This window comes from Janibacter terrae NBRC 107853, from assembly GCF_001591405.1.
Taxonomy (GTDB): Bacteria; Actinomycetota; Actinomycetes; order Actinomycetales; family Dermatophilaceae; genus Janibacter; species Janibacter terrae.
Genome location: NZ_BCUV01000003.1, coordinates 294,046 through 320,424, shown reverse-complemented (window position 1 = coordinate 320,424; position 26,379 = coordinate 294,046). Strand labels below are relative to the sequence as shown.

The 26,379-nt window shown below is 68.7% G+C and carries 21 protein-coding genes, 3 rRNA genes and 1 pseudogene; 4 read left to right on the top strand and 21 right to left on the bottom strand.

All coding sequences use genetic code 11. The annotated features are described in order from the left end of the window. Positions 1 to 5: 5 nt before the first annotated feature. The 6 genes from JT1_RS04010 to tyrS all read right to left on the bottom strand — a co-directional run bounded on the left by JT1_RS04010 (position 6) and on the right by tyrS (position 9,261). Positions 6 to 995, bottom strand: a complete 990-nt coding sequence (locus tag JT1_RS04010; RefSeq protein ID WP_068323375.1) for an HAD-IIA family hydrolase — start codon at positions 993 to 995, stop codon at positions 6 to 8. Beyond that, entirely contained in the window at positions 992 to 1,729 is a 738-nt protein-coding gene (locus tag JT1_RS04005; RefSeq protein ID WP_068323372.1) for a tetratricopeptide repeat protein, read from the bottom strand. Before JT1_RS04005 ends, JT1_RS04010 begins: the two co-directional genes overlap by 4 nt. 401 nt (positions 1,730 to 2,130) lie before the next feature. Beyond that, a 5S ribosomal RNA gene (gene rrf, locus JT1_RS04000) occupies positions 2,131 to 2,247 on the bottom strand. A gap of 95 nt (positions 2,248 to 2,342) precedes the next feature. Further along, positions 2,343 to 5,455 (bottom strand): 23S ribosomal RNA (locus tag JT1_RS03995). 374 nt (positions 5,456 to 5,829) lie between these two features. Then, positions 5,830 to 7,354 (bottom strand): 16S ribosomal RNA (locus tag JT1_RS03990). The 16S, 23S and 5S rRNA genes sit together here, the layout of an rRNA operon. 635 nt (positions 7,355 to 7,989) lie before the next feature. Beyond that, entirely contained in the window at positions 7,990 to 9,261 is a 1,272-nt protein-coding gene (tyrS, locus tag JT1_RS03985) for a tyrosine--tRNA ligase (protein ID WP_068323493.1), read from the bottom strand. Positions 9,262 to 9,439: 178 nt separating this feature from the next. Between tyrS and JT1_RS03980 the strand changes: the two genes are divergently transcribed. Both JT1_RS03980 and bfr read left to right on the top strand, forming a co-directional pair. Beyond that, entirely contained in the window at positions 9,440 to 9,661 is a 222-nt protein-coding gene (locus JT1_RS03980) for a (2Fe-2S)-binding protein (protein ID WP_082807447.1), read from the top strand. Further along, positions 9,648 to 10,136, top strand: coding sequence for a bacterioferritin (gene bfr, locus JT1_RS03975; RefSeq protein ID WP_068323368.1), 489 nt, complete (start codon positions 9,648 to 9,650; stop codon positions 10,134 to 10,136). The genes JT1_RS03980 and bfr overlap by 14 nt, the downstream gene beginning before the upstream one ends. Here bfr and JT1_RS03970 read toward each other — a convergent pair. The 11 genes from JT1_RS03970 to JT1_RS18860 all read right to left on the bottom strand — a co-directional run bounded on the left by JT1_RS03970 (position 10,123) and on the right by JT1_RS18860 (position 22,038). Beyond that, positions 10,123 to 10,752, bottom strand: a complete 630-nt coding sequence (locus JT1_RS03970; protein ID WP_068323366.1) for a DNA-3-methyladenine glycosylase — start codon at positions 10,750 to 10,752, stop codon at positions 10,123 to 10,125. The two genes, bfr and JT1_RS03970, sit on opposite strands and share 14 nt — an antisense overlap. 1 nt (position 10,753) lies before the next feature. Then, complete coding sequence (argH, locus tag JT1_RS03965) at positions 10,754 to 12,202, bottom strand: argininosuccinate lyase (RefSeq protein ID WP_068323363.1); 1,449 nt, start codon at positions 12,200 to 12,202, stop codon at positions 10,754 to 10,756. Then, the gene (locus tag JT1_RS03960) at positions 12,199 to 12,711 is read right to left on the bottom strand and encodes an arginine repressor (RefSeq protein WP_068323357.1); all 513 of its coding nucleotides are present in this window, start codon (positions 12,709 to 12,711) and stop codon (positions 12,199 to 12,201) included. Before JT1_RS03960 ends, argH begins: the two co-directional genes overlap by 4 nt. After that, on the bottom strand, positions 12,708 to 13,646 hold the full coding sequence (gene argF / locus JT1_RS03955) for an ornithine carbamoyltransferase (RefSeq protein ID WP_068323355.1): 939 nt from the start codon (positions 13,644 to 13,646) through the stop codon (positions 12,708 to 12,710). The genes JT1_RS03960 and argF overlap by 4 nt, the downstream gene beginning before the upstream one ends. After that, positions 13,643 to 14,851 carry an acetylornithine transaminase gene (locus JT1_RS03950; protein ID WP_068323353.1) on the bottom strand — a complete coding sequence of 403 codons (1,209 nt, stop codon included), beginning with the start codon at positions 14,849 to 14,851 and terminating at the stop codon, positions 13,643 to 13,645. Before JT1_RS03950 ends, argF begins: the two co-directional genes overlap by 4 nt. After that, positions 14,848 to 15,813 (bottom strand): acetylglutamate kinase, encoded by a 966-nt coding sequence (gene argB, locus JT1_RS03945; RefSeq protein WP_068323344.1) that lies wholly within the window; start codon positions 15,811 to 15,813, stop codon positions 14,848 to 14,850. Before argB ends, JT1_RS03950 begins: the two co-directional genes overlap by 4 nt. A 10-nt stretch (positions 15,814 to 15,823) precedes the next feature. Further along, a complete protein-coding gene (gene argJ, locus JT1_RS03940; RefSeq protein ID WP_068323342.1) occupies positions 15,824 to 16,975 on the bottom strand; it encodes a bifunctional glutamate N-acetyltransferase/amino-acid acetyltransferase ArgJ in 1,152 nt (383 codons plus the stop codon). Beyond that, entirely contained in the window at positions 16,972 to 18,015 is a 1,044-nt protein-coding gene (gene argC / locus JT1_RS03935; protein ID WP_255218246.1) for an N-acetyl-gamma-glutamyl-phosphate reductase, read from the bottom strand. The genes argJ and argC overlap by 4 nt, the downstream gene beginning before the upstream one ends. 154 nt (positions 18,016 to 18,169) lie before the next feature. Further along, a complete protein-coding gene (gene pheT / locus JT1_RS03930) occupies positions 18,170 to 20,683 on the bottom strand; it encodes a phenylalanine--tRNA ligase subunit beta (RefSeq protein ID WP_068323335.1) in 2,514 nt (837 codons plus the stop codon). Continuing rightward, positions 20,683 to 21,777, bottom strand: a complete 1,095-nt coding sequence (gene pheS / locus JT1_RS03925) for a phenylalanine--tRNA ligase subunit alpha (RefSeq protein ID WP_068323322.1) — start codon at positions 21,775 to 21,777, stop codon at positions 20,683 to 20,685. The genes pheT and pheS overlap by 1 nt, the downstream gene beginning before the upstream one ends. A 66-nt stretch (positions 21,778 to 21,843) precedes the next feature. Then, positions 21,844 to 22,038, bottom strand: a complete 195-nt coding sequence (locus tag JT1_RS18860) for a hypothetical protein (RefSeq protein WP_068323319.1) — start codon at positions 22,036 to 22,038, stop codon at positions 21,844 to 21,846. On the opposite strand from JT1_RS18860, the pseudogene JT1_RS17685 reads away from it, so the two are divergent. After that, positions 21,947 to 22,204: pseudogene (locus JT1_RS17685) on the top strand (Fur family transcriptional regulator); the annotation flags it as partial. The gene JT1_RS18860 and the pseudogene JT1_RS17685 overlap by 92 nt on opposite strands. 151 nt (positions 22,205 to 22,355) lie before the next feature. After that, on the top strand, positions 22,356 to 23,915 hold the full coding sequence (locus tag JT1_RS03915) for a catalase (protein ID WP_068323308.1): 1,560 nt from the start codon (positions 22,356 to 22,358) through the stop codon (positions 23,913 to 23,915). Positions 23,916 to 23,984: 69 nt separating this feature from the next. On the opposite strand, the gene JT1_RS03910 is transcribed toward JT1_RS03915, so the two are convergent. From JT1_RS03910 to infC, 4 genes are read right to left on the bottom strand one after another with little or no spacing between them, the layout of a single operon-like run. Further along, complete coding sequence (locus JT1_RS03910) at positions 23,985 to 24,749, bottom strand: TrmH family RNA methyltransferase (protein ID WP_082807446.1); 765 nt, start codon at positions 24,747 to 24,749, stop codon at positions 23,985 to 23,987. Between the two features lie 56 nt (positions 24,750 to 24,805). Continuing rightward, positions 24,806 to 25,189 (bottom strand): 50S ribosomal protein L20, encoded by a 384-nt coding sequence (rplT, locus tag JT1_RS03905; protein WP_068323305.1) that lies wholly within the window; start codon positions 25,187 to 25,189, stop codon positions 24,806 to 24,808. 41 nt (positions 25,190 to 25,230) lie between these two features. Beyond that, a complete protein-coding gene (gene rpmI, locus JT1_RS03900; RefSeq protein ID WP_068323302.1) occupies positions 25,231 to 25,425 on the bottom strand; it encodes a 50S ribosomal protein L35 in 195 nt (64 codons plus the stop codon). A gap of 43 nt (positions 25,426 to 25,468) precedes the next feature. Continuing rightward, positions 25,469 to 26,101, bottom strand: coding sequence for a translation initiation factor IF-3 (infC, locus tag JT1_RS03895; RefSeq protein ID WP_245634755.1), 633 nt, complete (start codon positions 26,099 to 26,101; stop codon positions 25,469 to 25,471). Positions 26,102 to 26,379 lie beyond the last annotated feature (278 nt).

The window sequence follows — 26,379 nt, the reverse complement described above, 5'->3', positions numbered from 1 at the left end:
CCACGCTACCCGTTCGGGACGAGCCGACCCGCGTCCTGCGCCGTGATCAGACCCGCATCGCGAGCGGTCCACAGTGCGTCGAGCGCGGCGCGCAACAGGTCGGCGCCCGCGCCGACCACCTCGAGCCGGCCACCGCGCGCGAGGCGGGCACGAGCGGATCCGCGCACGTGCCAGCCGTCGTCGACGCCTGCCTCGGGGTAGTCCTCGGCGAGGTCGCGCAGGTCGGTCAGGACGTACTGAGGACGATGGTCGAAGGGGGCCGCCGCCAGCTCCGGGGGTCCGTGGACACCGGTGAGCACCAGGGCCCCTGAGGTACCGGCAGCCTGGGCGCCGGCCATGTCCGTCTCCAGACGGTCGCCGATCGCGAGCACTCGAGCCGGTGGCACCCCCAGGACGTCGGCCGCGAGCTCGTACATCGGCGGGTGCGGCTTGCCGATGACCTCTGGATCACGGTCCACCGCGTTGCGCACGGCGCCCACGAGGGAGCCGTTGCCCGGCGCCGGGCCTCGTTCGGTGGGCAGGGTCAGGTCGTCGTTCGTCACCACCCAGCGCGCTCCGGCGCGGATGGCGTGCGCGGCCTCACCGAGGTCGGCGGCGGTCACCTGCGGGCCGTAACCCTGCAGCACCGCAGCGACCTCCCCTTCGTCCCCGGGCGCCAGTGGCCGCAGACCGGCGTCGCGCAGCGCGACGCCCACCCCGGGGCCCCCGACCGCCAGGACCGCGGTCCCGGCGGGCAGGTCCGTGGCCAGCTCTCGCGCGGCGGCAACCGACGAGGTGAGGACGCGCGCCGCCTCGACCCGTACGCCGAGGCGCCGCAGATGGTCCGCGACGTCCGAAGGGGGTCGCGACGCGTTGTTCGTGGCGTAGACCACGGGCACGGCGAGACGGTTGAGCGCGTCGACCGCGTGCTCCACCGCAACCGCACCGGCGTAGACCACGCCGTCGAGGTCACAGATGATCCCCTCGAAGCCCGCGGAGAGGGGGCCTCCCCTCACGGCTGCGGCGTCTCCCCGCCGTCGCCCACGTCATCGAGCTCCTCGACGTGCACGCCGTCGAGCTCCTCGACGCGCTCGACCGCGTCCGTCTCTCCGTCCTGGTCGGCCACCGCCGCCTTGGCGAACCAGGCCCGGGCGTCGTCGCGCCGCCCGACCTCGAGCAGCGCGTCGGCGTAGGCGTACCAGACGCGCGGTGCCCACGGCTTGTTCTTCACCTTGTCCACCTGCCCCTGGAGGGCGAGGACAGCAGCCTGGGGCTGGCCCATGTCACGACGAATGCCGGACCCGACGATGAGCAGCTCGATCTGCTCCTCCTGGCCGAGCTGACGCGCCTCCGGCGAGCCGAGCAGCTCGAGAGCGCGCGCCGGACGGCCGAGCCCACGTTCGCAGTCGACCATGAGCGGCAGTAGGTGCGAGGACCCGCTCAGCCGGCGAACGGTGCGGAACTCCGTGAGCGCACGCGCGTAGTCGCCCATGCGGTAGGCCACGAAGCCAAGCGCCTCACGTGCGGCCGGGACCCGTCCGGCACGCCGCACGGCGGTCTCGGCGTGCGCCAGGGCGCCGTCCAGGTCCTCTGCCTCGAGGAGTGCCGCGACCATCACGAGGTGCTGGGCGACGCCCTCGGCATTCTCCTTGCTCAGGGTGCGCAGCTGCTGCTTGACGCTGCGGTCGATCTCGGCGCCGGTGACATCGGGCGCGATGGCCGGCTCGGGCTTGCGGCCCTCCTTGGGCACCAGACGGGATCCGCCGCGCTCCTGGTCCTCACGACCGGTGCCTCCACGCTCGGGGCGCGAGTCACGCCGGTCCCCGGGTCCACGCTCACCGGCGCGGCGGTCGCGATCGTCTCGTCGGTCCTCACGGAAGGGACGGCCTTGGCCGCCGTCGCGACGCGGCCGTTCCCCGCTGCCGCCGGGACGGCCTCCGCCGGATCGCTCGGAGCGTCCACCGCCCGGCCGCCCTCCACCGGGTCGGCCACGTCCACCTTGGGGTCGGTTCGACCTCTCGTCCACGTCTGATACCTCTCTAGACCTTGTCCCTGCGAGAGCCACACTCCCGTGGATCGGGGATCAAATGCAAGAAACGCCCTGACAACTCGTCTGTGACGAGCCGACCAGGGCGTTTCTGCTCAATGTTTGTCCGGCTGCGTCCTACTCTCCCACACCGTCACCAGTGCAGTACCATCGGCGCTGAAGGGCTTAGCTTCCGGGTTCGGAATGGGACCGGGCGTTTCCCCCTCGCTATGACAGCCGAAACTCTATGGAAATACGTGGACAGTGTCCCGACCGTATCTCGGGAACTGCACAGTGGACGCGAGTCAATCTTTTGTTACGCAACAGATGTTGTGTGTGTATCAAGTTATCGGCTTATTAGTACCAGTCAGCTCCATGCATTGCTGCACTTCCACATCTGGCCTATCAACCCAGTAGTCTACTGGGAGCCTCTCGGAGCAAGCTCCATGGAAACCTCATCTTGAGACATGCTTCCCGCTTAGATGCTTTCAGCGGTTATCACTCCCGAACGTAGCTAATGAGCGGTGCCCTTGGCAGAACAACTCACACACCAGAGGTTCGTCCAACCCGGTCCTCTCGTACTAGGGTCAGCCTCTCTCAAGTTTCCTACGCGCACAGCGGATAGGGACCGAACTGTCTCACGACGTTCTAAACCCAGCTCGCGTGCCGCTTTAATGGGCGAACAGCCCAACCCTTGGGAGATACTCCACCCCCAGGATGCGACGAGCCGACATCGAGGTGCCAAACCATCCCGTCGATATGGACTCTTGGGGAAGATCAGCCTGTTATCCCCGGGGTACCTTTTATCCGTTGAGCGACGGCGCTTCCACAAGCCACCGTCGGGTCACTAGTTCCGACTTTCGTCCCTGCTCGACATGTCTGTCTCGCAGTCAAGCTCCCTTGTACACTTGCACTCGCCACCTGATTGCCAACCAGGCTGAGGGAACCTTTGAGCGCCTCCGTTACATTTTAGGAGGCAACCGCCCCAGTTAAACTACCCACCAGGCAATGTCCCTGATCCGGATCACGGACCGAGGTTAGATAACCAGAACGACCAGAGTGGTATTTCAACGATGACTCCACACACACTGGCGTGCATGCTTCACAGTCTCCCACCTATCCTACACAAGCCGTCCCGATCACCAATACCAAGCTATAGTGAAGGTCCCGGGGTCTTTCCGTCCTGCTGCGCGTAACGAGCATCTTTACTCGTAATGCAATTTCGCCGAGTTCGCGGTTGAGACAGTGGAGAAGTCGTTACGCCATTCGTGCAGGTCGGAACTTACCCGACAAGGAATTTCGCTACCTTAGGATGGTTATAGTTACCACCGCCGTTTACTGGGGCTTAAATTCTCAGCTTCGCCCACAAGGGGCTAACCGGTCCTCTTAACCTTCCAGCACCGGGCAGGCGTCAGTCCGTATACATCGTCTTGCGACTTCGCACGGACCTGTGTTTTTAGTAAACAGTCGCTTCTCCCTGGTCTCTGCGGCCCATCTTCCTAGCCCGCAAGGGGCTTCAGAATCCGGGCCCCCCTTCTCCCGAAGTTACGGGGGCATTTTGCCGAATTCCTTAACCACGATTCACTCGATCGCCTTAGTATTCTCTACTTATCCACCTGAGTCGGTTTGGGGTACGGGCGGCTAGAACCTCGCTAGAGGATTTTCTCGGCAGCATAGGATCACCCTGCTTCCCGCCAGAGGCGGTCACTATCAGGTCTCAGGATATGTGCCAGGCGGATTTGCCTACCTGACTCCCTACACCCTTGGACGTGGACAACCATCGCCACGCGGAGGCTACCTTCCTGCGTCTCCCCATTGCTTGACTACTACCAGATAGGGTCACACGTTCCACCCACCAACGACACCCCGAAGGGCATCTACGGTGAGCTTCAGGCGTTTAGCATCACTGGATTCATCATGGGCGGTTCTTCGCCGGTTCCGGAATATCAACCGGATGTCCATCGACTACGCCTGTCGGCCTCGCCTTAGGTCCCGACTTACCCAGGGCAGATTAGCTTGACCCTGGAACCCTTGGATATTCGGCGGACGGGTTTCTCACCCGTCTTTCGCTACTCATGCCTGCATTCTCACTCGTGTGGCATCCACGGCTGGATCACTCCGCCGCTTCGCTCGCCACACGACGCTCCCCTACCCATCAACACGCCTGGACACCAAAGGTGCCGAGCAGTGTGTCAATGCCACAGCTTCGGTGGTGTGCTTGAGCCCCGCTACATTGTCGGCGCGGAATCACTTGACCAGTGAGCTATTACGCACTCTTTAAAGGGTGGCTGCTTCTAAGCCAACCTCCTGGTTGTCACGGCAACTCCACATCCTTTTCCACTTAGCACACGCTTAGGGACCTTAGCTGGTGATCTGGGCTGTTTCCCTCTCGACTACGGAGCTTATCCCCCGCAGTCTCACTGCCACGCTCTCACTTACCGGCATTCGGAGTTTGGCTAACGTCAGTAACCTGGTGAGGCCCATTAGCTATCCAGTAGCTCTACCTCCGGTAAGAAACACGTGACGCTGCACCTAAATGCATTTCGGGGAGAACCAGCTATCACGGAGTTTGATTGGCCTTTCACCCCTACCCACAGCTCATCCCCTCAGTTTTCAACCTAAGTGGGTTCGGTCCTCCACGACGTCTTACCGTCGCTTCAACCTGGCCATGGGTAGATCACTCCGCTTCGGGTCTAGACCCAGCGACTAAAACGCCCTGTTCGGACTCGCTTTCGCTACGGCTTCCCCACACGGGTTAACCTCGCCACTGAGCACTAACTCGCAGGCTCATTCTTCAAAAGGCACGCCGTCACCCCACAAGGAGGCTCCGACGGATTGTAAGCGCACGGTTTCAGGATCTATTTCACTCCCCTCCCGGGGTACTTTTCACCTTTCCCTCACGGTACTTGTCCGCTATCGGTCACCAGGGAATATTTAGGCTTAGCGGGTGGTCCCGCCAGATTCACACGGGATTTCTCGGGCCCCGTGCTACTTGGGAAATCTCTCCATGGAGTCCACGACATTTCGTCTACGGGGGTCGCACCCTCTGTGCCGGGCCATTCAAGACCCTTCGACTATGACATGGATTTCTTACTCCACCCCGAAGTGTCAGCTCCGAGCAAAAGCTCCCACAACCCCGGACATGCAACGCCTGACAGCTATCACACATGACCGGTTTGGCCTCATCCGCTTTCGCTCGCCACTACTCACGGAATCACTATTGTTTTCTCTTCCTGCGGGTACTGAGATGTTTCACTTCCCCGCGTTCCCTCTACCCGGCCTATATATTCAGCCGGGAGTGACTGGACTTGCCTCCAGCCGGGTTTCCCCATTCGGAAATCCTCGGATCAAAGTCTGGTTATCGACTCCCCGAGGCTTATCGCAGATTCCTACGTCCTTCTTCGGTTCCTGGTACCAAGGCATCCACCGTGCGCCCTTAAAAACTTGAGCCACAAAGATGCTCGCGTCCACTGTGTAGTTCTCAACATACGGGCGGCACCCCACCAAACCGTGACGCCAACACCACGCAAACGCGATGCGGTACGCCACCAGGCGAGGCCCACAACCAACCCCCCTCAGAAGGAGAGCCGGCCCGAAGCTTCACTCGCGTGAACCCTCAGGACCCAACAACGTGCCAGACACCCGCCACCCAGCACCAGCTTTCCACCACACCCCCCAAAGGAGCGCAGGTACTCACCAGCACGAGCCACGAGCGTCAAATAATCGATGTTCCACCCAGAGCACTCGGTGCCGGACATACGCCGACAAACCAAGCTCTACATGAACCCAGCCCATCACAGATGGACCAGGCCAGTGCTCCTTAGAAAGGAGGTGATCCAGCCGCACCTTCCGGTACGGCTACCTTGTTACGACTTAGTCCCAATCGCCAGTCCCACCTTCGACGGCTCCCCCCACAAGGGTTGGGCCACCGGCTTCGGGTGTTACCGACTTTCGTGACTTGACGGGCGGTGTGTACAAGGCCCGGGAACGTATTCACCGCAGCGTTGCTGATCTGCGATTACTAGCGACTCCGACTTCATGGGGTCGAGTTGCAGACCCCAATCCGAACTGAGACCGGTTTTTTGGGATTCGCTCCACCTTGCGGTATCGCAGCCCTTTGTACCGGCCATTGTAGCATGCGTGAAGCCCAAGACATAAGGGGCATGATGATTTGACGTCATCCCCACCTTCCTCCGAGTTGACCCCGGCAGTCTTCCATGAGTCCCCACCATTACGTGCTGGCAACATAGAACGAGGGTTGCGCTCGTTGCGGGACTTAACCCAACATCTCACGACACGAGCTGACGACAACCATGCACCACCTGTATACCGACCCAAAGGGGGCAACCATCTCTGGAAGTTTCCGGTATATGTCAAGCCTTGGTAAGGTTCTTCGCGTTGCATCGAATTAATCCGCATGCTCCGCCGCTTGTGCGGGCCCCCGTCAATTCCTTTGAGTTTTAGCCTTGCGGCCGTACTCCCCAGGCGGGGCGCTTAATGCGTTAGCTGCGGCACGGAACTCGTGGAATGAGTCCCACACCTAGCGCCCAACGTTTACGGCATGGACTACCAGGGTATCTAATCCTGTTCGCTCCCCATGCTTTCGCTTCTCAGCGTCAGTAGTGGCCCAGAGACCTGCCTTCGCCATCGGTGTTCCTCCTGATATCTGCGCATTTCACCGCTACACCAGGAATTCCAGTCTCCCCTACCACACTCTAGTCTGCCCGTACCCACTGCAAGTCCGGGGTTGAGCCCCGGATTTTCACAGCAGACGCGACAAACCGCCTACAAGCTCTTTACGCCCAATAATTCCGGACAACGCTCGCACCCTACGTATTACCGCGGCTGCTGGCACGTAGTTAGCCGGTGCTTCTTCTGCAGGTACCGTCACTTTCGCTTCTTCCCTGCTGAAAGAGGTTTACAACCCGAAGGCCGTCATCCCTCACGCGGCGTCGCTGCATCAGGCTTTCGCCCATTGTGCAATATTCCCCACTGCTGCCTCCCGTAGGAGTCTGGGCCGTGTCTCAGTCCCAGTGTGGCCGGTCGCCCTCTCAGGCCGGCTACCCGTCGTCGCCTTGGTGAGCCATTACCTCACCAACAAGCTGATAGGCCGCGAGCCCATCCCAAACCGAAAAACTTTCCAGACGGTACCCATGCAGGTCCGTCACATATCCAGTATTAGACGCCGTTTCCAGCGCTTATTCCAGAGTCTGGGGCAGGTTGCTCACGTGTTACTCACCCGTTCGCCACTGATCCACTCGAAGCAAGCTCCAAGCTTCACCGTTCGACTTGCATGTGTTAAGCACGCCGCCAGCGTTCGTCCTGAGCCAGGATCAAACTCTCCGTTGATGATCAACACCCCCCGAACCCAAAAGGCTCAAAGGGAGCAATCCATAACCCAACAAAGGGCTGAACCATGACTGAGCAAGAACAACCAGCGCAATCGCTGTTTGAATCTCTTGTCAACCAAAGGAAAAAATTTCACTCCAACCAACCAGGCCCAACCCCACAATAGAGTCGAACCACAATCAGCCAGAACGAGGTATTGGCATCGATTTTTGACACGCTGTTGAGTTCTCAAGATTCACACGCACACCCCACACACACCACCCAAACCAGGCGGCCCGCACAAGGGGCAACTTCTCAAACTTACTTCTTGTGATCGTCGCGGGTCAAACTCGCTCGTCCTCGTGGAGGTCGTTGTGCGGGTCTGGCGCCTGCGGCGGTCTCCCACTCTAGCAGCCGTGCTGCTGAGCTTCCAAGTCCGTCCCACCGGCACCGAAGTGCTGTGGCGACTCGCTCGGAGTGGATGTCTGCTCGGTGGGACCGGCCTGCTTGGTGCGACCCTGCAAGGGCCACCGCGTGGAGTCCGTTCCTCCCTCTCGGGCTGACATCGAGAACAGTAGATCAAGGATCTGGCAGAAACCAAATCGGCCCCGGATCCCCCGGATTTCCGGGGATTCGGCGCCGTGCCCCGGCGACGGTCAGGGGTGGCGGGCCGCGGCGAGGTTCTTGCGGCCACGCCGCAGGACGGCTACGCGCCCGTGGAGGTAGTCCTCCGGGGCCATCGCGTGTGCCTCGTCGGTGACCTTGGCCCCGTTGATCGAGACGGCTCCGTCGCCGATCGCGCGACGGGCGGCCTTCTTGGAGTCGACGAGGCCGGTCGCGACGAGGGCGTCGAGGACCCCCGTCCCTATCGATACGTCGGCGCCGGGGAGCTCCGCTGTCGCGTCCAGCAGCGTCGGCTCGTCCAGGGCCGCCAGGTCGCCCTTGCCGAAGAGTGCCTCCGAGGCCGCCTGCACGGCCGAGGTGGCCTGCGCGCCGTGCACCAGCGTGGTCATGTCCGAGGCCAGCGCCTTCTGCGCCGCCCTGCGGTAGGGCTCGTCGGCCACGAGTCGCTCGAGCTCGGCGATCTCGTCACGTCCCCGGTCGGTGAAGACCTTGAGCAGCGTGACCACGGAGGCGTCCTCGACGTTGAGGAAGTACTGGTAGAAGGCGTACGGGCTCGTCAGGTCGGCAGAGAGCCAGATGGCATTCCCCTCGGACTTGCCGTACTTGACCCCGTGCGAGTCGGTGAGGAGCGGCGAGGTCAGGGCATGCACCGAGGCCCCCTCGGCGCGGTGGATCAGGTCGACCCCCGCGGTGAGGTTGCCCCACTGGTCCGAGCCGCCCACCTGGAGGCTGCAGCCGTGGGTCCGGTAGAGCTCGAGGTAGTCGAGCGCCTGGAGCAGCTGGTAGCTGAACTCCGTGTACGAGATCCCCTCCTGGCTCTCGAGCCGCGCCGCGATCGCGTCCTTGCGGATCATCTGGTTGACCCGGAAGTGCTTGCCCACGTCCCGCAGGAAGTCCAGGGCGGACATCGGAGCTGTCCAGTCGAGGTTGTCGACGAGGATCGCCGGGTGCTCGGCTCCCTGGCTGCCGTCGAAGTCGAGGAAGGGCTGGACGAGCTCCTTGATCCGCGCGACGTTCTGCGCCGTGTGCTCCTTGGTCCTCAGCTGGCGCTCGCTCGTCGGCTTGGGATCCCCGATGAGGCCCGTCGAGCCGCCGACCAGGCAGATGACCTTGTGGCCCGCTCGCTGCAGGCGGCGCAGGGCGACGAGCTGGACGAAGTTGCCGAAGTGGAGCGACGGGGCCGTCGGGTCGAAGCCGCAGTACACCGTGACCGGTCCGTCGGCGAGGGCCTGTCGCAGGGCGTCCTCGTCGGTGGTCTGCGCCACCGCTCCGCGCCACTGCAGCTCGTCGAGGATGTCGGTCACGGTGGCCATGGGTCCTTCCGGGAGGTCGCGGGGCGCGCGGTCGCGCCCCTCCCCAGCCTGCCATGCCGCACCGCGTCGTCCCGGAGGCGCACCGGTCCGGCATGTGGAACACCCCGTGACAGGAGACTTCCCCGCTGGGCTAAGGTATGCCTCACCTCAGCAACGAAGGGAGAGTCTCGTGATCGTGTGTCACTGCGCCGTCGTCGGCGACCGGGCGATCGCCGAGGCGGCCGCCCAGGGCGCGACGACACTCTCTCGCGTGTGCGCGAGCACCGGCGCCGGTCGCGACTGCGGGGCCTGTGTCTTCTCCGTGCGGCAGATCCTCTGCGAACATGTGGGGAGCGAGGCCGATCACGGTCTCTTCACCACTTCCGCGGAGGTCCACCGTGCAGCCAGCTGACCCTCGAGTCGTCACCCTCCTCAACGAGGCACTCACCCTCGAGCTCACCGTCGTCAACGCCTACTTCCTCCACGCGCGCATGCTCGACAACTGGGGCCTGCCACGCCTGGGCAAGGTCTTCTACGACCTGTCGATCGGCGAGATGAAGGACGCCGACGAGCTCATCGAGCGCATCCTCATGTTCGACGGCCACCCCAACGTGCAGAAGCTCAACAACATCCAGATCGGCGAGGACGCCAAGGAGATGCTCGAGCTGGCCCTCGCCGGCGAGATCGTCGCGATCAACCAGTTCAACGCCGGCGCCAAGGAGTGCCACGAGCTCGGCGACCACGCCACCGCCTCGATCTTCGAGGAGATGGCCCGCGACGAGGAGCGCCACGGGGACTGGTTCGAGGCACAGCTCGACGCGATCGCCCGCGTGGGTCTGGAGAACTACCTCGCCCAGCAGGTCGACGTCGGGGTCAGCCCCGCCTGACGCGGGGCCCGCCGGGCCGATACGCGGAGACGGTCGGGTCCCCGTCGATCCAGTACCGCCACGGGAAGGCCTCCGCGTCGCCGCCGGGGCCCGAGACCCCCACGCGCGGACCCGTGCGGATGCGTTCGGCGGGCACCGGCTCGGCCGGGGCCCGCAGGACGAGGCGCGCGCCCCTCCCCACGACCGCGGCGCCGTCGTCGTCACCGTCGAGTCCCAGGGCCTTGGTGAGCCGCCCCGGTCCACGGGCAAGGTCGCGCACCGCGGCGCCGGGACGTCGCTCCATGGCCAGCCCCTGCCCGACCACGACCTCACCGGCACGCAGCAGGACTGCGGCGCACTCCCCCTTCGTCCCGCAGACGATGTTGGCGCACCAGTGGATGCCGTACGACCGGTAGACGTAGAGGCGTCCGGGCGGCCCGAACATCACCTCGGTGCGCGGCGTCATGCCGCGGTAGCCGTGCGATCCGGGGTCGACGCTCCCCCAGTACGCCTCGACCTCGGTGAGACGCAGCGTCACGTCGCCGACGACGAGGTGGCTCCCGAGCAGGACGGGGGCGACGGTCAGGGGGTCGGCGGACAGGTCCTGCGCGACCAGCCGGCGCCCCGACGGGCCCACGTCAGCGTGCCTCGATGCGGGAGGCGGCGAAGGCCGACAGGTCGCCCACGAGGGACCGGACCGCAGCCAGCTGTTCCCGCACGCGTGCCGGAGCGGTGCCCCCCTTCGCGTCGCGCGAGGCGAGGGAGCCCTCGACGGACAGGACCTCGCGCACGCCCGGGGTGAGGTGCTCGCTGATGCCGACCAGGTCTTCGTCGGTGAGGTCCCAGAGCTCGATCTCGCGCTCCTCGCAGACGCGCACGCACGAGCCGGCGACCTCGTGGGCGACCCGGAAGGGGACGCCTTCGCGCACGAGCCACTCGGCGATGTCGGTCGCGAGCGAGAAGCCCTGCGGCGCCAGGGAGGCCATGCGCTCGCCGTGGTAGGTCATCGTCGCCATCATCCCCGCGAAGGCGGGCAGCAGGACCTCGAGGGTGTCGACCGCGTCGAAGACCGGCTCCTTGTCCTCCTGCAGGTCGCGGTTGTAGGCGAGCGGCAGCGCCTTGAGCGTCGTCAGCAGCCCGGCGAGGTCACCGACGAGCCGGCCGGCCTTGCCGCGGGCCAGCTCGGCGACGTCGGGGTTCTTCTTCTGCGGCATGATGCTCGACCCGGTCGAGAAGGCGTCGTCGAGGGTGATGAAGGAGAACTCCTTGGTCGCCCAGAGGATGACCTCCTCCGCGAGCCGGGAGATGTCGACGGCGGTCATCGCCGCGACGAAGCAGAACTCCGCGACGAAGTCGCGCGAGGCCGTGCCGTCGATCGAGTTGTCGATGGACCCGGCGAAGCCGAGGTCCGCCGCGACGGCCTCCGGGTCGAGTCCGAGGGAGGAGCCGGCGAGGGCACCGGAGCCGTAGGGGCTGAGCGAGGTGCGCGCGTCCCAGTCGACCAGGCGCTGGACGTCACGCAGCAGCGCCCAGGCGTGCGCGAGCAGGTGGTGGCTGAGCAGGACCGGCTGCGCGTGCTGCAGGTGGGTGCGCCCGGGCATCGGCACGTCGATGTGGGTGGTGGCCTGGTCGACCAGTGCCTGGACGACCTCGAGCACCAGCCCCGAGACGATCCGTGCGTGGTCGCGCAGGTACATGCGGAAGAGCGTGGCGACCTGGTCGTTGCGTGAGCGGCCGGCCCGCAGGCGCCCGCCCACGTCAGGTCCGGCGCGCTCGATCAGCCCGCGCTCCAGCGCCGTGTGGACGTCCTCGTCGTCCTGGGCCGGGACGAAGGCGCCCGACTCCACGTCGTCCGCCAGCTGCCTCAGGGCCTCCAGCATGGCGTCCCGGGTCGCGTCGTCGAGCAGCCCGGCGCCGTGCAGCACGCGGGTGTGCGCGCGGGACCCTGCGATGTCGTAGGGAGCGAGCCGCCAGTCGAAGTGCGTCGACTTGCTCAGGGCCGCCAGGGCATCGCTCGGCCCCCCGGCGAAACGGCCTCCCCAGAGGCTGACTCGCTCGCTCGGCTGGGCGGTCTGGTCCTGGCTCACGGTGCCTCCTGGCTGTCGGTGCCCTGGGCGTGCCCCAGCAGCGAAGTGGTGAGGGCCGCGCCCTCGTCGGGGCCGGCGGTGATGATCATGATCGTGTCATCCCCCGCGATGGTGCCCAGCACCTCGGGGAGCCGGGCGTGGTCGATGGCCGACGCGAGGTAGCTGGCCGCGCCCGGCGGGGTGCGCACGACGACGAGCTGGGCGCTGGCCCGGGCCGTGACGAGCAGCTCCTCGCACTGCCGGCGGAGGCGGTCGTCGACCTCGGCGTGGGCGACGGCTGCGCGGGGCGTGCGGTCCCCCCCTTCGCCCGGGACGGCGTAGACCAGGTCACGTCCGACCCGCACCTTCTCGGCGCGCAGTTCGAGGAGGTCGCGCGACAGCGTCGCCTGGGTGACCTCGATGCCGTCCGCGGCGAGGAGCGCGAGCAGGTCGGTCTGGCTGCGCACGGCGTGCTCGCGCAGGAGCTCGGTGATCCGCGCCTGCCGCCCGGACCTCGTCGCGGCGATCACGACGAGGCGCGCAGGAGGAAGGTGAGGAGCGCCTTCTGCGCGTGGAGCCTGTTCTCGGCCTCGTCCCAGACGACCGACTGCTCGCCGTCGATGACCTCGGCCTCGATCTCGAGACCGCGGTAGGCGGGCAGGCAGTGCAGCACGATCGCCTCGGCGGCCGCGTGGGCCATGAGGCCACGGGTCACGGCGAAGGGGGCGAAGGGCGACGCCTGGCCGGTGCGATCGCCCTTCTCGCCCTCCATGCCCATGGAGACCCAGGTGTCGGTCGCCACGACGTCGGCGCCGTCCACGGCGGCCACCGGGTCGTCCGTGACGAGCACCGAGCCGCCCTGCTCGGCGGCGATCCGCTCGGCGCGGACGAGGACGTCCGGTGAGGGCTGGTGGGTCGCCGGGGTGCCGATGCGCACGTGCATCCCGGCGAGGGCGCAGGCGAGGAGGTAGCTGTGCGCCATGTTGTTGGCGCCGTCGCCGAGGTAGGCGATCGTGCGTCCGGCAGTGCTCCCCTTGTGCTCACGGATCGTCAGCAGGTCCGCGAGCAGCTGGCACGGGTGGTAGTCGTCGGTGAGGGCGTTGACGACCGGCACGTCGACGTGGTCGGCCATCTCCTGCAGCCGGTCCTGGCCGTGGGTGCGCCACACGATGGCGCTCACCTGGCGCCCGACGACCCGCGCCACGTCCGCGATCGACTCGCGGGTGCCGATCTGGGCGAGGTTGCCGTCGACCGTCATCGGGTAGCCACCGAGCTCGGCGACACCGGTGGCGAAGGAGAGCTGGGTGCGCAGCGTCGGCTTGTCGAAGATGATCGCGACGGCCTGCGGGCCGGCCAGCGGCTGCTCTGCGTGGCGGTCGGCCTTGAGCGCCGCGGCGAGGTCGAGCACCTCGGCCTGCTCGGCGGCCGTCAGGTCGTCGTCGGCGAGGAGGTGGCGGACGGTCATGCGGACTCCTTGGCGGCCTGGTCGAGGAGCGCGGGCAGCGCCTCGACGAAGGTCGCGAGCTGGTCGGTGGTGATGGTGAGCGGCGGCGCCAGGCGCAGGGCGTCCGGCGCCACGGGGTTGACGATGAAGCCGCGGGCGCGGGCGGCCAGGGCCACGGCGGGCGCGATCTCCCGGGTCAGGACGACGGCGCGGAGCAGCCCCGCCCCACGGACCCCGGCGACCAACGGGTGGTCGAGCGCGGCGACCTGCGCGACGAGGGCCTCGCCGACGGCCACGGCGTGCGCCATGAGGTCCTGGGACTCGATGGTGGCGATGACCGCCAGGGCCGCACTGCAGGCGAGCGGGTTGCCGCCGAAGGTGGACCCGTGCTGGCCGGCCGTCAGCAGGCCGGTCACCTCGGGACCGAAGGTGACGAGGCCGCCGATCGGCACTCCCCCGCCAAGCCCCTTGGCGACGGTGATCGCGTCCGGTACGACGCCCTCGAGCTGGTGGGCGAACCACGCCCCGGTGCGGCCGATACCGGTCTGGATCTCGTCCAGGACGAGGAGGGCGCCCACCTCGCGGGTGATCTCGCGGGCGGCGGCGAGGTAGCCGGGCGGGGTGGGGACGACGCCCGCCTCCCCCTGGATCGGCTCGAGGAGGACCATCGCGGTGTCAGGGCCGACGGCGGCGCGCAGGGCGTCGACGTCGCCGGGCGTCACGTGCGTCACCCCGGGGAGCAGTGGCTCGAAGGGGGTCCGGTAGGCCGCCTTGTGGGTGAGGCTCAGCGCGCCGGTGGTCCGCCCGTGGAAGGCACCTCCGGCGGCGACGATCCCCGTGCGGCCGGTGCGGCGCGAGAGCTTGATCGCGGTCTCGACGGCCTCCGACCCGCTGTTGCAGAAGAAGATGCCGGACCCCTCCGGGGCCTGCGCGATGCGCAGGACCGCCTCGGCCGCCTCGATCTGCGCCTGGGTCGTGAAGAAGTTGCTGACGTGCACGGCGGTGCCGGCCTGCTTGGAGATCGCGGCGACGAGCTCCGGGTGGCCGTGGCCGAGGGCGTTGACGGCGATGCCGCCGAGCAGGTCGAGGTAGCGGGTGCCGTCGACGTCCCAGACGTAGGGGCCCTCGCCGTGCGAGAGGACGAGCCCGGGGAGGCCGAAGACCCCGATGTGGCTGGCGCGGTAGCGCTCGAGCAGCTGCTGGTGTGCGGGCGAGACGGTGCTCACGAGGGGCTCCCCTCCCCTTCGTCGTCGGGGGCGGTGGTCGGGTCGTCGGGCAGGATCATCGTCCCGAAGCCCTCCGAGGTGAACAGCTCGAGGAGCATCGAGTGCGGCTGGCGGCCGTCGACGACGTGCGCCTGGGGGACGCCGTGGGTGACCGCGCGGATGCACGCCTCGAGCTTGGGGATCATGCCGGAGTCGACCCGGGCCAGGAGGTCGCGGGCACCGGACGCGCTCAGGTGGGATAGCAACGAGTCGCGGTCCGGCCAGTCGGCGTACACGCCGTCGACGTCGGTGAGGACGACGAGCTTGTGCGCCCGCAGCGCCACGGCCAGGGCCGCGGCGGCGGTGTCGGCGTTGACGTTGAGCACCTGCCCGTCCTCGTCCAGGTCGGGCGCGATCGTCGAGACGACGGGGATCCGTCCGGCGTCGAGGATGTCCAGGACGGCAGCGGGGTCGACCGACTCGACGTCACCGACGAGACCGATGTCGACCATCTCGCCGTCGATCTCGACGCCCCTGCGGCGTCCGCCGAAGAGCCCGGCGTCCTCGCCGGAGAGCCCGACCGCGACGGGGCCGTGCTGGTTGAGCAGCCCGACGAGCTCGCGCCCGACCTGGCCGGTGAGAACCATGCGCACGACGTCCATGACCTCGGGGGTCGTGACGCGCAGCCCCCCCTTGAACTCGCTCTCCAGGCCGAGCCGGTCGAGCATGGCCTGGATCTGCGGGCCTCCGCCGTGCACGACGACGGGGCGCAGCCCGGCGAAGCGCAGGAAGACGATGTCCTCGGCGAAGGCCGCCTTGAGGGCGTCGTCGGTCATGGCGTTGCCGCCGTACTTGATGACGACGAGCGCGTCGCGGAACCGCTCGAGCCAGGGCAGCGCCTCGACGAGGGTGGTGGCCTTGCTCTGGGCGACCCGCAGGGCCGCGGCGTCGATGGCGCCGCGCAGGGTGGATTCAGCAGACATGCCGGTCCGATCAGGTGGAGTAGGCGGAGTTCTCGTGGACGTAGTCGTGCGTGAGGTCGTTGGTCCAGACCGTCACCTCGTCGGTACCGGCGTGCAGGTCCACGAGGACGCGCACGTCCCGGGCCTCGAGGTCGACGAGCGTGCGGTCCTCCCCGACCCCGCCGGCGCGGCAGACCTGGACGCCGTTGATCGAGACGTCGAGCTGCGACGGCTCGAAGGCGGCCGCGGTGGTGCCCACGGCAGCAAGCACCCGGCCCCAGTTGGGGTCCTGGCCGAAGATCGCGCACTTGAAGAGGTTGTTGCGGGCGATGCTGCGCGCGACCTCGAGACCGTCGGCCTCGCTGGCCGCACTGCGCACGACGATCTCGATGTCGTGGGCGGCGCCCTCGGCATCACCGATGAGCTGCCGGGCGAGGTCGGCACAGACCTCGCGGATCGCCTCGGTGAGCTCCTCGCGGGTGGCACCGGCGCCGGAGGCACCGGAGGCCATGGCGAGGACCGTGTCGTTGGTCGACATGCACCCGTCGGAGTCGATGCGGTCGAAGGTCGTGCGCGTCGCCTCGCGCAGCGCGGCGTCGAGGTCGCCGGGGCTCGTCACCGCGTCGGTCGTGACGACGACGAGCATCGTCGCGAGGGCGGGGGCGAGCATGCCCGCGCCCTTGGCCATGCCGCCGACGGACCAGCCGTCGCGGGTGGCGGTCGCGGTCTTCGGGACCGTGTCGGTGGTCATGATGGCCTCGGCCGCGGCGGCTCCCCCTTCGTCCGTGAGGGCGGCGGCCGCCGCGGTGACGCCGGCGGTCAGCCTCTCCATGGGCAGGAGCTCACCGATGAGCCCGGTGCTGCACACGACGACGTCGCCGGCGGCGACCCCGAGGGCCGCCGCGGTGTGCTCGGCGGTGGCGTGGGTGTCCTGGAACCCCTGCGCGCCGGTGCACGCGTTGGCGCCGCCGGAGTTGAGGACGACGGCGTCGGCACGACCGTCGACGACGACCTGCCGCGACCACGTGACGGGTGCCGCCTCGACGCGGTTGGTCGTGAAGACCGCTGCGGCGTGGTGGTCCGGGCCGTCGTTGACGACGACCGCGACGTCGGGTCGTCCGCTCGCCTTGAGGCCAGCGGTCACGCCGGAGGCGCGGAATCCTGCAGGGGTCGTCGTGCTCACGGGGCCACTCCCGTCATCGGCAGCCCGGCGGTCTCGGGGAGACCGAGGGCGAGGTTCATGGACTGCACGGCGGCGCCGGCCGTCCCCTTCGTCAGGTTGTCCTCGGCGGCGATCGCGACGACGCGACCGCTGCGCTCGTCGAGGACCACCTGGACGTGCACGAGGTTGGAGCCGACGACGCTGCCGGTGTGGGGCCACTGCCCCTCCGGCAGCAGGTGGACGAAGGGCTCGTCGGCGTACGCGCTCTCCCACGCGGCGCGGACGGTCGCGGCGTCGACGCCGGGCACCGCGCGGGCGGTCGTCGTGGCGAGGATGCCGCGGGGCATCGGGGCAAGCGTCGGGGTGAAGGAGACGGTGGCGTCCGCGCCCGCGGCGAGGGCGAGGTTGCGCCGGATCTCCGGGGTGTGGCGGTGCCCGCCGCCGACCCCGTACGGGCTCATCGCGCCCATGACCTCGGCGCCGATGAGATGCGGCTTGCTCGAGCGGCCGGCCCCGGAGGTGCCCGAGGCGGCGACGACGACGACGTCGGTGGGCTCGATGACGCCCGCGGCCAGGCCGGGCGCGAGGGCGAGGCTGACCGCCGTCGGGTAGCACCCGGGGACGGCGATGCGGCGGGCCCCGACGAGGTCGTCGCGGTGCTTGCCACCACCGGCTCGGACCAGCTCCGGCAGTCCGTAGGGCCAGGTGCCGGCGAAGGGGGTGTCGTAGTAGTCGGTCCAGTCCTGCTCGTCGTCGAGCCGGAAGTCGGCGCCGCAGTCGAGGACGGTCACGTCCTCGGGCAGCTGCTGCGCGATCGCGGCCGAGTGGCCGTGGGGCAGGGCCAGGAAGACGACGTCGTGCCCGGCGAGGGTCTCGGCGCTCGTGGGCTCCAGCACCCGGTCGGCGAGCGGCTGCAGGTGGGGCGCGAGGTCACCCATGCTCACCCCCGCGTTGCCCGAGGCGGTGAGCGCCCCGATCTCGACCTCTGGGTGCGCGAGCAGGAGCCGGGCGATCTCAGCTCCTGCGTAGCCGCTGGCTCCGGCGATGGCTGCGGTGATCACAGTGCATGAATATACGTTGTGGGTCGATTCCATGCAAGCTGGGGGGCGTCCCAGGATTATCGGGTCACCCGAGAAACCCCCGCTGAGCAAGAGTTTAAAACTCCTGCTCAGCCGATGATTCTCGGGTGACCCGATAATCCTGAGGTCAGCGCGCTCAGCGCTGCTGGGCCCCCGTGGCGCTCGCCGCGGCCGCGACGGCCCTGTCGCGAAGGGAGGAGACCTCCCCGGTCTTGAGCGTGCGGCCCGCGCGGAAGGTCAGCCGGTAGGCCAGGGACTTGCGCCCCTCCCCCACCTGGTCGCCGCGGTAGACGTCGAAGAGCGTGAGCGACTCGAGGTCGTCGCCGGCACCCGAGCGCAGGGCCGAGGCGACGGCGGCTGCCGGGACCCCGTCGTCGACGACGAGCGCGACGTCGGTGTTGGCGACGGGCTGGGTCGAGAGCTGCTCGGGCCGGACCGGCTCGCCGGCGGCCGCGGTGATCGCGTCGAGGTCGAGCTCGGCGGCGACGGTGCGCTCCGGGAGCTCCAGGGCCGAGCAGACCTTGGGGTGCAGCTCGCCCGCGTGGCCGACGACGGTGCCGTCCGGCAGCGAGACAGCGACGCAGCGGCCCGGGTGGAAGGGCGCTTGGTGGGCGGCCTCGACCGTGAGCTCGAGACCGAGGGACGAGCCGACCGCCCGCGACCACCCGACGACATCGGTGGCGTCGGCGGCGCGCGCCGGACCGTGCGGCCCGGCGGGCAGGGTCGCACCCGCCGCGACGATGCCCACGTGCCGCGGCTGCGGCGGGACTCCGTCGGTGATCCGCGTCAGGGTCGCCGCGTCGGGCTTGACGCCCCCCGGGGGCAGCGGCAGCGGCGTGATGCCGCCGGCCGTGACGAGACCGATCTCGTAGAGCGCCACGTCCCGGTGGCCGCGGGAGACATTGCGCCGCAGGGTGTCGAGCAGCGTGTCGAGGATCGAGGTGCGCATGAGCGGCGCCTCGTCCTGCAGCGGGTTGGCCAGTCGCACCGTCTCACGGCGGGCGTCGTCGGCCGCGTAGCCGAGGGCATCGTGCCGCTCCGACGAGGTGAAGGGGTACGACAGCACCTCCACCAGACCGGTCGCCGCGAGCGTGCGCGCGACGACGCGACGGGCGCGCTGGCCGGGCGTCAGGCCACGACCGGCGCTCGCGCGCGGCACGACGGAGGGGATCTGGTCGTAGCCGCGCACCCGCGCGACCTCCTCGACCAGGTCCGGTCCGTCGACGAGGTCGGGGCGCCAGGTGGGGGGCGTGACGAGGAGGGACTCCCCTTCGTCCGTCACGGCGCAGCCGATCGCGGTGAGGGTCGCGAGGACCTCCTCCCGCGGGTACTCGAGGCCGATGTACCGGCTCGGCAGCTGCGGGTCGAAGGTGATCGCCTGCGCCGGCGCGGGCGCGCCCACGTCGGTGGCGGTGGTGTCGGCGACGCCGCCGCCGTGCTCGACGAGCAGGTCGACGGCCAGCTGCGCCGCCGCGGCGGTCACGCCCGGGTCGACGCCGCGCTCGAAGCGCTTGGAGGCCTCGGTCGAGAGCCGGTGGCGTCGCGCGGAGCGGGCGACGGAGACCGGGTCGAAGTGCGCGGCCTCGACGAGCACGTCGGTGGTCGCGTCGTCGACCTCGCTCGAGGCCCCGCCCATCACGCCGGCGATCGCCAGCGGCGTCGTCCCGCCGTCGGTGATCAGCAGGTCCTCGGGCGCGAGCGTGCGCTCGACGTCGTCGAGGGTCGTGAGCACCTCGCCGGCACGGGCACGGCGGACCTCGATGGCCCCGGAGAGCTTGCCGAGGTCGTAGGCGTGCAGCGGCTGACCGAGCAGCATCATCACGTAGTTGGTGACGTCGACCGCGAGCGAGATCGGGCGCATCCCGACCTCGGTCAGCCGGCGCTGCATCCACTCGGGCGAGGCGGCCGTGGCGTCGATGCCCCGCACGGTCCGCGCGACGAACCGGTCGCACCCGGGCACGCCGTCGACCGGGGCGCCGTCGGCGAGACGCACCTCGTAGCCGGGGCCGGTGGCCTCGGCGACGGGCAGCTGTGCCGGGTCGACGAAGGGGGTCCCCTCGGAGAGCGCGTACTCCCGCGCGATCCCGCGCATGGAGAAGCAGTACCCGCGGTCCGGGGTGACGTTGACCTCCACCGTCTCGGCGTCGAGGCCGAGGACGGGGATGAGGTCGTCACCCGGAGACAGACCCGCGACCACGTCGGCGGGCAGCTGCTCGGTGAGCACGATGATGCCGTCGTGGTCCTCGCCCAGACCCAGCTCCAGGGCGGAGCAGATCATGCCGGCGCTCACGTGCCCGTAGGTCTTGCGCGCGGAGATCTCGAAGTTCCCGGGGAGCACACCGCCGGGCAGGATGACCGCGACGAGGTCGCCCGCGTCGAAGTTGTGCGCGCCGCAGACGATGCCCTGGGGCTCGCCGGAGCCGTTGGCGGACCCGACGTCCACCTGGCACCAGTTGATCGTCTTGCCGTTCTTCTGCTCCTCGGGCGTGCGCTCGAGGACCCGGCCGACGACGAGGGGGCCGGTGACCTCGCCGCCGGAGATCTCCTCCTCCTCGAGGCCGACGCGCACGAGGGACGCGGCGACGTCCGCCCCCTTCGCCTGCGGGTCGACCTCGGTCAGCTCACGGAGCCACTCCACGGGTGCCCGCATCAGATCTCCATCCCGAACGCCGCCGAGAAGCGGACGTCCCCCTCGATGATGTCGCGCATGTCGGCGACGCCGTGGCGCAGCATGAGCGAGCGCTCGATGCCCAGGCCGAAGGCGAAACCGGTGTACTCGTCCGGGTCGATGCCGCTCGCCGCGAGCACTCGACGGTTGACCATGCCGGAGCCGCCGAGCTCGATCCAGCCGGTGCCGCCGCACGTGCGGCAGCCGGAGTCCTCACCGCGGCAGACCCAGCACTGGCAGTCGATCTCGGCGCTGGGCTCGGTGAAGGGGAAGTAGTTGGGGCGCAGGCGGGTGACGATGCCCTCGCCGAAGAGGCCCTGGACGAAGGCGTCGAGCGCCCCGCGCAGGTGCGACATCGTGATGCCCTTGTCGACGACGAGGCCCTCGAACTGGTGGAAGACCGGGGTGTGGGTCGCGTCGAGGTCGTCGGTGCGGAAGACCTTGCCCGGGCACAGGACGTAGATCGGCGGCTCGCGGTCGAGCATCGTGCGGATCTGCACCGGCGAGGTGTGGGTGCGCAGGACGACCCCGGCGTCGGCCGGCTCGACGAAGAAGGTGTCCTGCTCGCCGCGCGCCGGGTGGTCGGGACCGATGTTGAGCGCGTCGAAGGTCAGCCACTCGGACTCGATCTCCGGGCCCTCGGCGATCTCCCAGCCCATGCCGACGAAGATGTCCTCGACCCGCTCGGTCACGAGGCTGATCGGGTGGCGGGCACCGAGGCGCTGGTGCGGGCTCGGCACGGTGAGGTCGAGGGTCTCCTCGACGAGGATCCGCTCGTCGCGCTCGGCCTCGAGCTCGACCTGGCGGGCCGAGAAGGCCGCTCCCACGCGGCCCCTCGCCTGCCCGACGCGCTTGCCGGCCTCGGCCTTGGCGCTCGGCGGCAGGGCGCCGATCTCGCGGTTGGCCAGCGCCAGCGGGCTCTTGTCGCCCTGGTGCTGCCCGCGGATCCGCTTGAGCTCGTCGAGGGTCGTGGCTCCCGCTGCTGCGGCGAGGGCGGCCGCGACGGCCTCCTCGATCACCTGCGGGTCGAGCGCGGCGACCTCGACCGGGTCGTAGTTGGTGTTGGGTCCTGACACGAGGCCCGAGTCTACGGGGGGGCGAAGGGGGTCGCGCGACCCCCTTCCGCCCTTTTCTTGACTGGTTCAAGTATCGGTGCGAGTCTTGGGGACGATGAGCACCATGATCGACACCGACGCCGCGGCAGATCTCCTGCGTGGCCGGTCGCTGCGGGTGACCGCCCCGCGCGTGGCCGTGCTGCGCGAGCTCTCCGCGCGCCCCCACGCCGACGTCGACACGATCGCGCGCAGCACGCGCGAGCGCCTCGGCTCGGTGAGCACCCAGGCCGTCTACGACATCCTCGCGGTGTTGTCCGCCCACGGGCTCGTGCGCAAGTTCGAGCCCGCCGGCCACCCCGCCCGCTTCGAGCTCGAGCTCGGCGACAACCACCACCACCTCGTGTGCCGTTCGTGCAGCACGATGGTCGATGTCGACTGCGCCCCCGGCAAGGCACCCTGCCTCGACGCCGCCGACGACCACGGTTTCGCCATCGACGAGGCCGAGGTCATCTACTGGGGCATCTGCCCCGACTGCGCGACCGCGACGGCACCCCCTGACCAGCACTGCGCCCCACCCCACAGAGAAAGAGGAGCAGCACATGTCCACCACCCCCTCCACCCCGCAGAGCCGCGCGGACGCGCGCGGGACGCTCGACGTCTCCGGGCCCTCGACGCAGCTCAACGGCTCCCCGACGGTCAGCGACCGCAACAGTCTCTCCGTGGGGAGCAACGGCCCCCTCCTGCTCCACGACACCCACCTGGTCGACATGCTCGCGCACTTCAACCGGGAGAACATCCCCGAGCGCAAGCCGCACGCCAAGGGCGCGGGCGCCTTCGGTCACTTCGAGACCACGGCCGACGTCTCGCGGTACACCAAGGCCGCCCTCTTCCAGCCGGGCACGACGACCCGCATGCTCGCGCGCTTCTCGACGGTGGCCGGGGAGCTCGGTTCCCCCGACACGTGGCGTGACGTGCGCGGCTTCGCGCTGCGCTTCTACACCTCCGAGGGCAACTTCGACCTCGTGGGCAACAACACCCCGATCTTCTTCCTGCGCGACCCGCTGAAGTTCCCCAACTTCATCCGCAGCCAGAAGCGCCTGCCCGACAACGGGCTGCGCGACAACACGATGCAGTGGGACTTCTGGACCAACAACCCCGAGTCGGCGCACCAGGTCACCTACCTCATGGGTGACCGTGGCCTGCCGCGCTCGTGGCGCCACATGAACGGCTACGGCAGCCACACCTACATGTGGGTCAACGCCTCGGGCGAGAAGTTCTGGGTCAAGTACCACTTCCACACCCAGCAGGGCGTGCGCGGCATCACGGGCGAGGCGGCCGACCGGATCGCCGGGCAGGACGCGGACTTCCACCGTCGCGACCTCTTCGACGCGATCGCCCGCGGCGAGTCCCCGCAGTGGAAGCTGTCTGTCCAGGTCATGCCCTACGAGGACGCGAAGACCTACCGCTTCAACCCCTTCGACCTGACGAAGACCTGGCCGCACGAGGACTACCCGCTCATCGAGGTCGGCACGATGACCCTCGACGAGAACCCGGTGAACTTCTTCGCGCAGATCGACCAGGCGGCGTTCGCGCCGAGCAACACGGTCCCGGGCATCGGGTACTCCCCCGACAAGATGCTGCTCAGCCGGGTCTTCGCCTACGCGGACGCGCACCGGGCCCGGATCGGCCCGAACTTCCACCAGCTGCCGGTCAACCGCCCCGCGGTCCAGCAGGAGAACCACTACTCCTTCGACGGCCCGATGCGCTACGAGCACTCGGGTGCCGCGCCGACCTACCACCCCAACAGCTTCGGCAGGCCGGTCGCGGACTTCGAGGGACCGGTCGACGACGGGTGGGAGGTCGACGGCGCGATCGTGCGCTCGGCCTACCAGCTGCACCCGGAGGACGACGACTTCGGTCAGCCGGGCACGCTCGTGCGCGAGGTCTTCGACGACGCCCAGCGGGACCGTCTCGTCGACACGGTCGTCGGCTCGCTCGCCGGCGTCGAGGACCCGGTCCTCTCGCGGGTCTTCGAGTACTGGACCAACATCGACGCCACGATCGGTCAGCGGGTCCGGGACGGCAAGGCCGCCGCGGACGAGGCGCCGGTCGACCCGGGCGAGGTCCTCGGTGGTCAGGAGACGCACGCGGTCTCCTGATGCCATGGCACGGCGAAGGGGGTGGACCGGCCGGTCCACCCCCTTCGTCGTCGCGTGCCGGGGTCGTGCTCAGGCGCGCTGCTGGCGCGCCGAGGCGTAGAGGCAGATCGTGCTCGCCATGGCGAGGTTGAGCGACTCGGCATGGCCGTGGATCGGGACCCGGACCACCTCGTCGCACGCGGCGAGGGTGGCGTCCTCGAGGCCCCAGGCCTCGTTGCCCATGACCCACACGTGGGGACCGGTGAGGTCGCAGTCGTCCATGGTCCGCTCGCCCGCGCCGTCGGCGGCGAGGCGGGTGATCCCGGCGTCGCCGAGGGCGGTGAGGGTCTCCGAGATGTCGAGGCCCGTGACCACCGGCAGGTGGAAGAGCGAACCCGCCGTCGAGCGCACCACCTTGGGCGAGGTGACGTCGACCGAGGCATCGCTGACGAGGACGGCGTCGGCGCCGGCCGCGTCGGCGCCGCGGATGACGGTGCCGAGGTTGCCGGGGTCGCGCACGTGGGCGAGCAGCACGAGGAGGCGGGGCGAGCTCGCGAGGACCGAGGCGAGGTCGCTCGGGGCCCACTCGACGACGGCCGCCGTGCCCTGCGGGGTGTCGGCGTCGCACATCGCGGCGAGGACCTCCTCGCTCGTCTCGTGGACGAAGACCCCCTGCTCGCGGGCCGGCTCGACGAACTCGGCGTACCGCTGCGCCGCCTCGGTCGTGGCGTACAGGTCGACGATCCGCTCGGGGGCGAAGCTCACGGCCTCGCGGACACCCTGCGGTCCCTCGACGAGGATCCGGCCGGTCCGCCGACGCACAGGACGCCGGGAGAGTCCGCGCACCGACGCCACCCGCTCCGAGGAGGGATTGGTCAGGGGCGGACGCTCCCGGCGTCCGGTGTGGTCGCTCAGGCCGAGGCCTTGGCGTCGCTCGTCGCCGGCACGTTCGCCTTGGCGACCTCGACGAGCGCGGCGAACGCGGCCTCGTCGTTGACGGCGAGCTCGGCGAGCATGCGGCGGTCGACCTCGACCTCCGCGGCGCGCAGACCCTGGATGAACCGGTTGTAGGTCATGCCGTTGGCGCGGGCGCCGGCGTTGATGCGCTGGATCCACAGGCGACGGAAGTCACCCTTCTTGGCCCGGCGGTCCCGGTAGCTGTAACCGAGACTGTGGGTGACCTGCTCCTTCGCCTTGCGGTAGAGGCGGGACCGCTGGCCCCGGTAACCGCTGGCGCGCTCGAGGACGACCCGACGCTTCTTGTGGGCGTTGACCGCCCGCTTCACGCGTGCCACGTGAGTACTCCTTCAGTCAGTGTGTGTGCAAGGTGCTCAGGTCAGCGACCGAGCAGCTTCTTGATCTTCTTCACGTCGGCCTTGGAGACCTCGACGTCGCTCGCGAGACGACGCGCGTGCTGCGGGCTCTTCTCGTGGAACTTGTGGACGTGGTTGGCGCGCTCACGCATGATCTTGCCCGAGCCGGTGACCCGGAAGCGCTTCTTGGCACCGGAGTGCGTCTTGTTCTTCGGCATGGCGCCGATCTCCTTGTCGTTGCTGTGCTGGTCTGGTGCCGGATCAGGACTCGGCCGGGGCCTCGGTGCTGCCCTCGACCGCGGCCGGGGCCGCGGTGGGCTCCTCCGCCGGTGCCGGGGACTCGGAGGTCCGCTGCTCCGGGGCGTTGGCCTCGGCGGCCACCTTCTCCTCGTCCTTCTTGCGCCGCGCCTCGGCGCGGGCCTCGGACTTCTTGCGCGTCGGGGCAAGCACCATGATCATGTTGCGCCCGTCCTGCTTGGGCGCCGACTCGACGGTGCCGAGCTCGATGACGTCCTCGGCCAGGCGCTGCAGGAGCCGGAAGCCCAGCTCGGGACGCGACTGCTCACGCCCGCGGAACATGATCGTCACCTTGACCTTGTCGCCGGCGCCCAGGAAGCGCTCGACGTGGCCCTTCTTGGTGCCGTAGTCGTGGCTGTCGATCTTCGGTCGGAGCTTGATCTCCTTGATGACCGTGTTGACCTGGTTCTTGCGCGCGTCGCGCGCCTTCATCGCGGCTTCGTACTTGTACTTGCCGAAGTCCATGAGCTTGGCGACCGGGGGCTTGGCCATCGGAGCGACCTCGACGAGGTCGAGGTCTGCCTCGGCAGCGAGACGCAGGGCGTCCTCCACGCGGACGATGCCGACCTGCTCCCCGTTGGGGCCGACCAACCGCACCTCCGGGACGCGGATACGGTCATTGATGCGAGGTTCGCTGATGTGCTGCTCCTTAGCTCGGTGTCCTGCGTACCGACGAAGAAAGGCTCCTCGCCGATCGCGAGGAGCCTCACCAGAGCACGACGACGATGCCGGACGGAGGGTGCCTGGGCACCCGGCGGATCCGGACCGCGTCGAGACCTGAGACCCGGCAACCAGCTGGTTGTCGCGGGTGGAAGCGAGGCTCCTCTTGCGTCACCACCACGAAGATGGTGACCGGTCGGAGACAACAGTAGCAG

Bases quoted from the DNA above. Each gene is read 5' to 3' on its own strand.
- argF (WP_068323355.1), bottom strand. From the start codon at position 13,646: ATGACCGTCCGCCACCTCCTCGCCGACGACGACCTGACGGCCGCCGAG.
- rpmI (WP_068323302.1), bottom strand. From the start codon at position 25,425: ATGCCGAAGAACAAGACGCACTCCGGTGCCAAGAAGCGCTTCCGGGTC.
- argB (WP_068323344.1), bottom strand. From the start codon at position 15,813: ATGTCTGCTGAATCCACCCTGCGCGGCGCCATCGACGCCGCGGCCCTG.
- JT1_RS03915 (WP_068323308.1), top strand. From the start codon at position 22,356: ATGTCCACCACCCCCTCCACCCCGCAGAGCCGCGCGGACGCGCGCGGG.
- pheT (WP_068323335.1), bottom strand. From the start codon at position 20,683: ATGCGGGCACCCGTGGAGTGGCTCCGTGAGCTGACCGAGGTCGACCCG.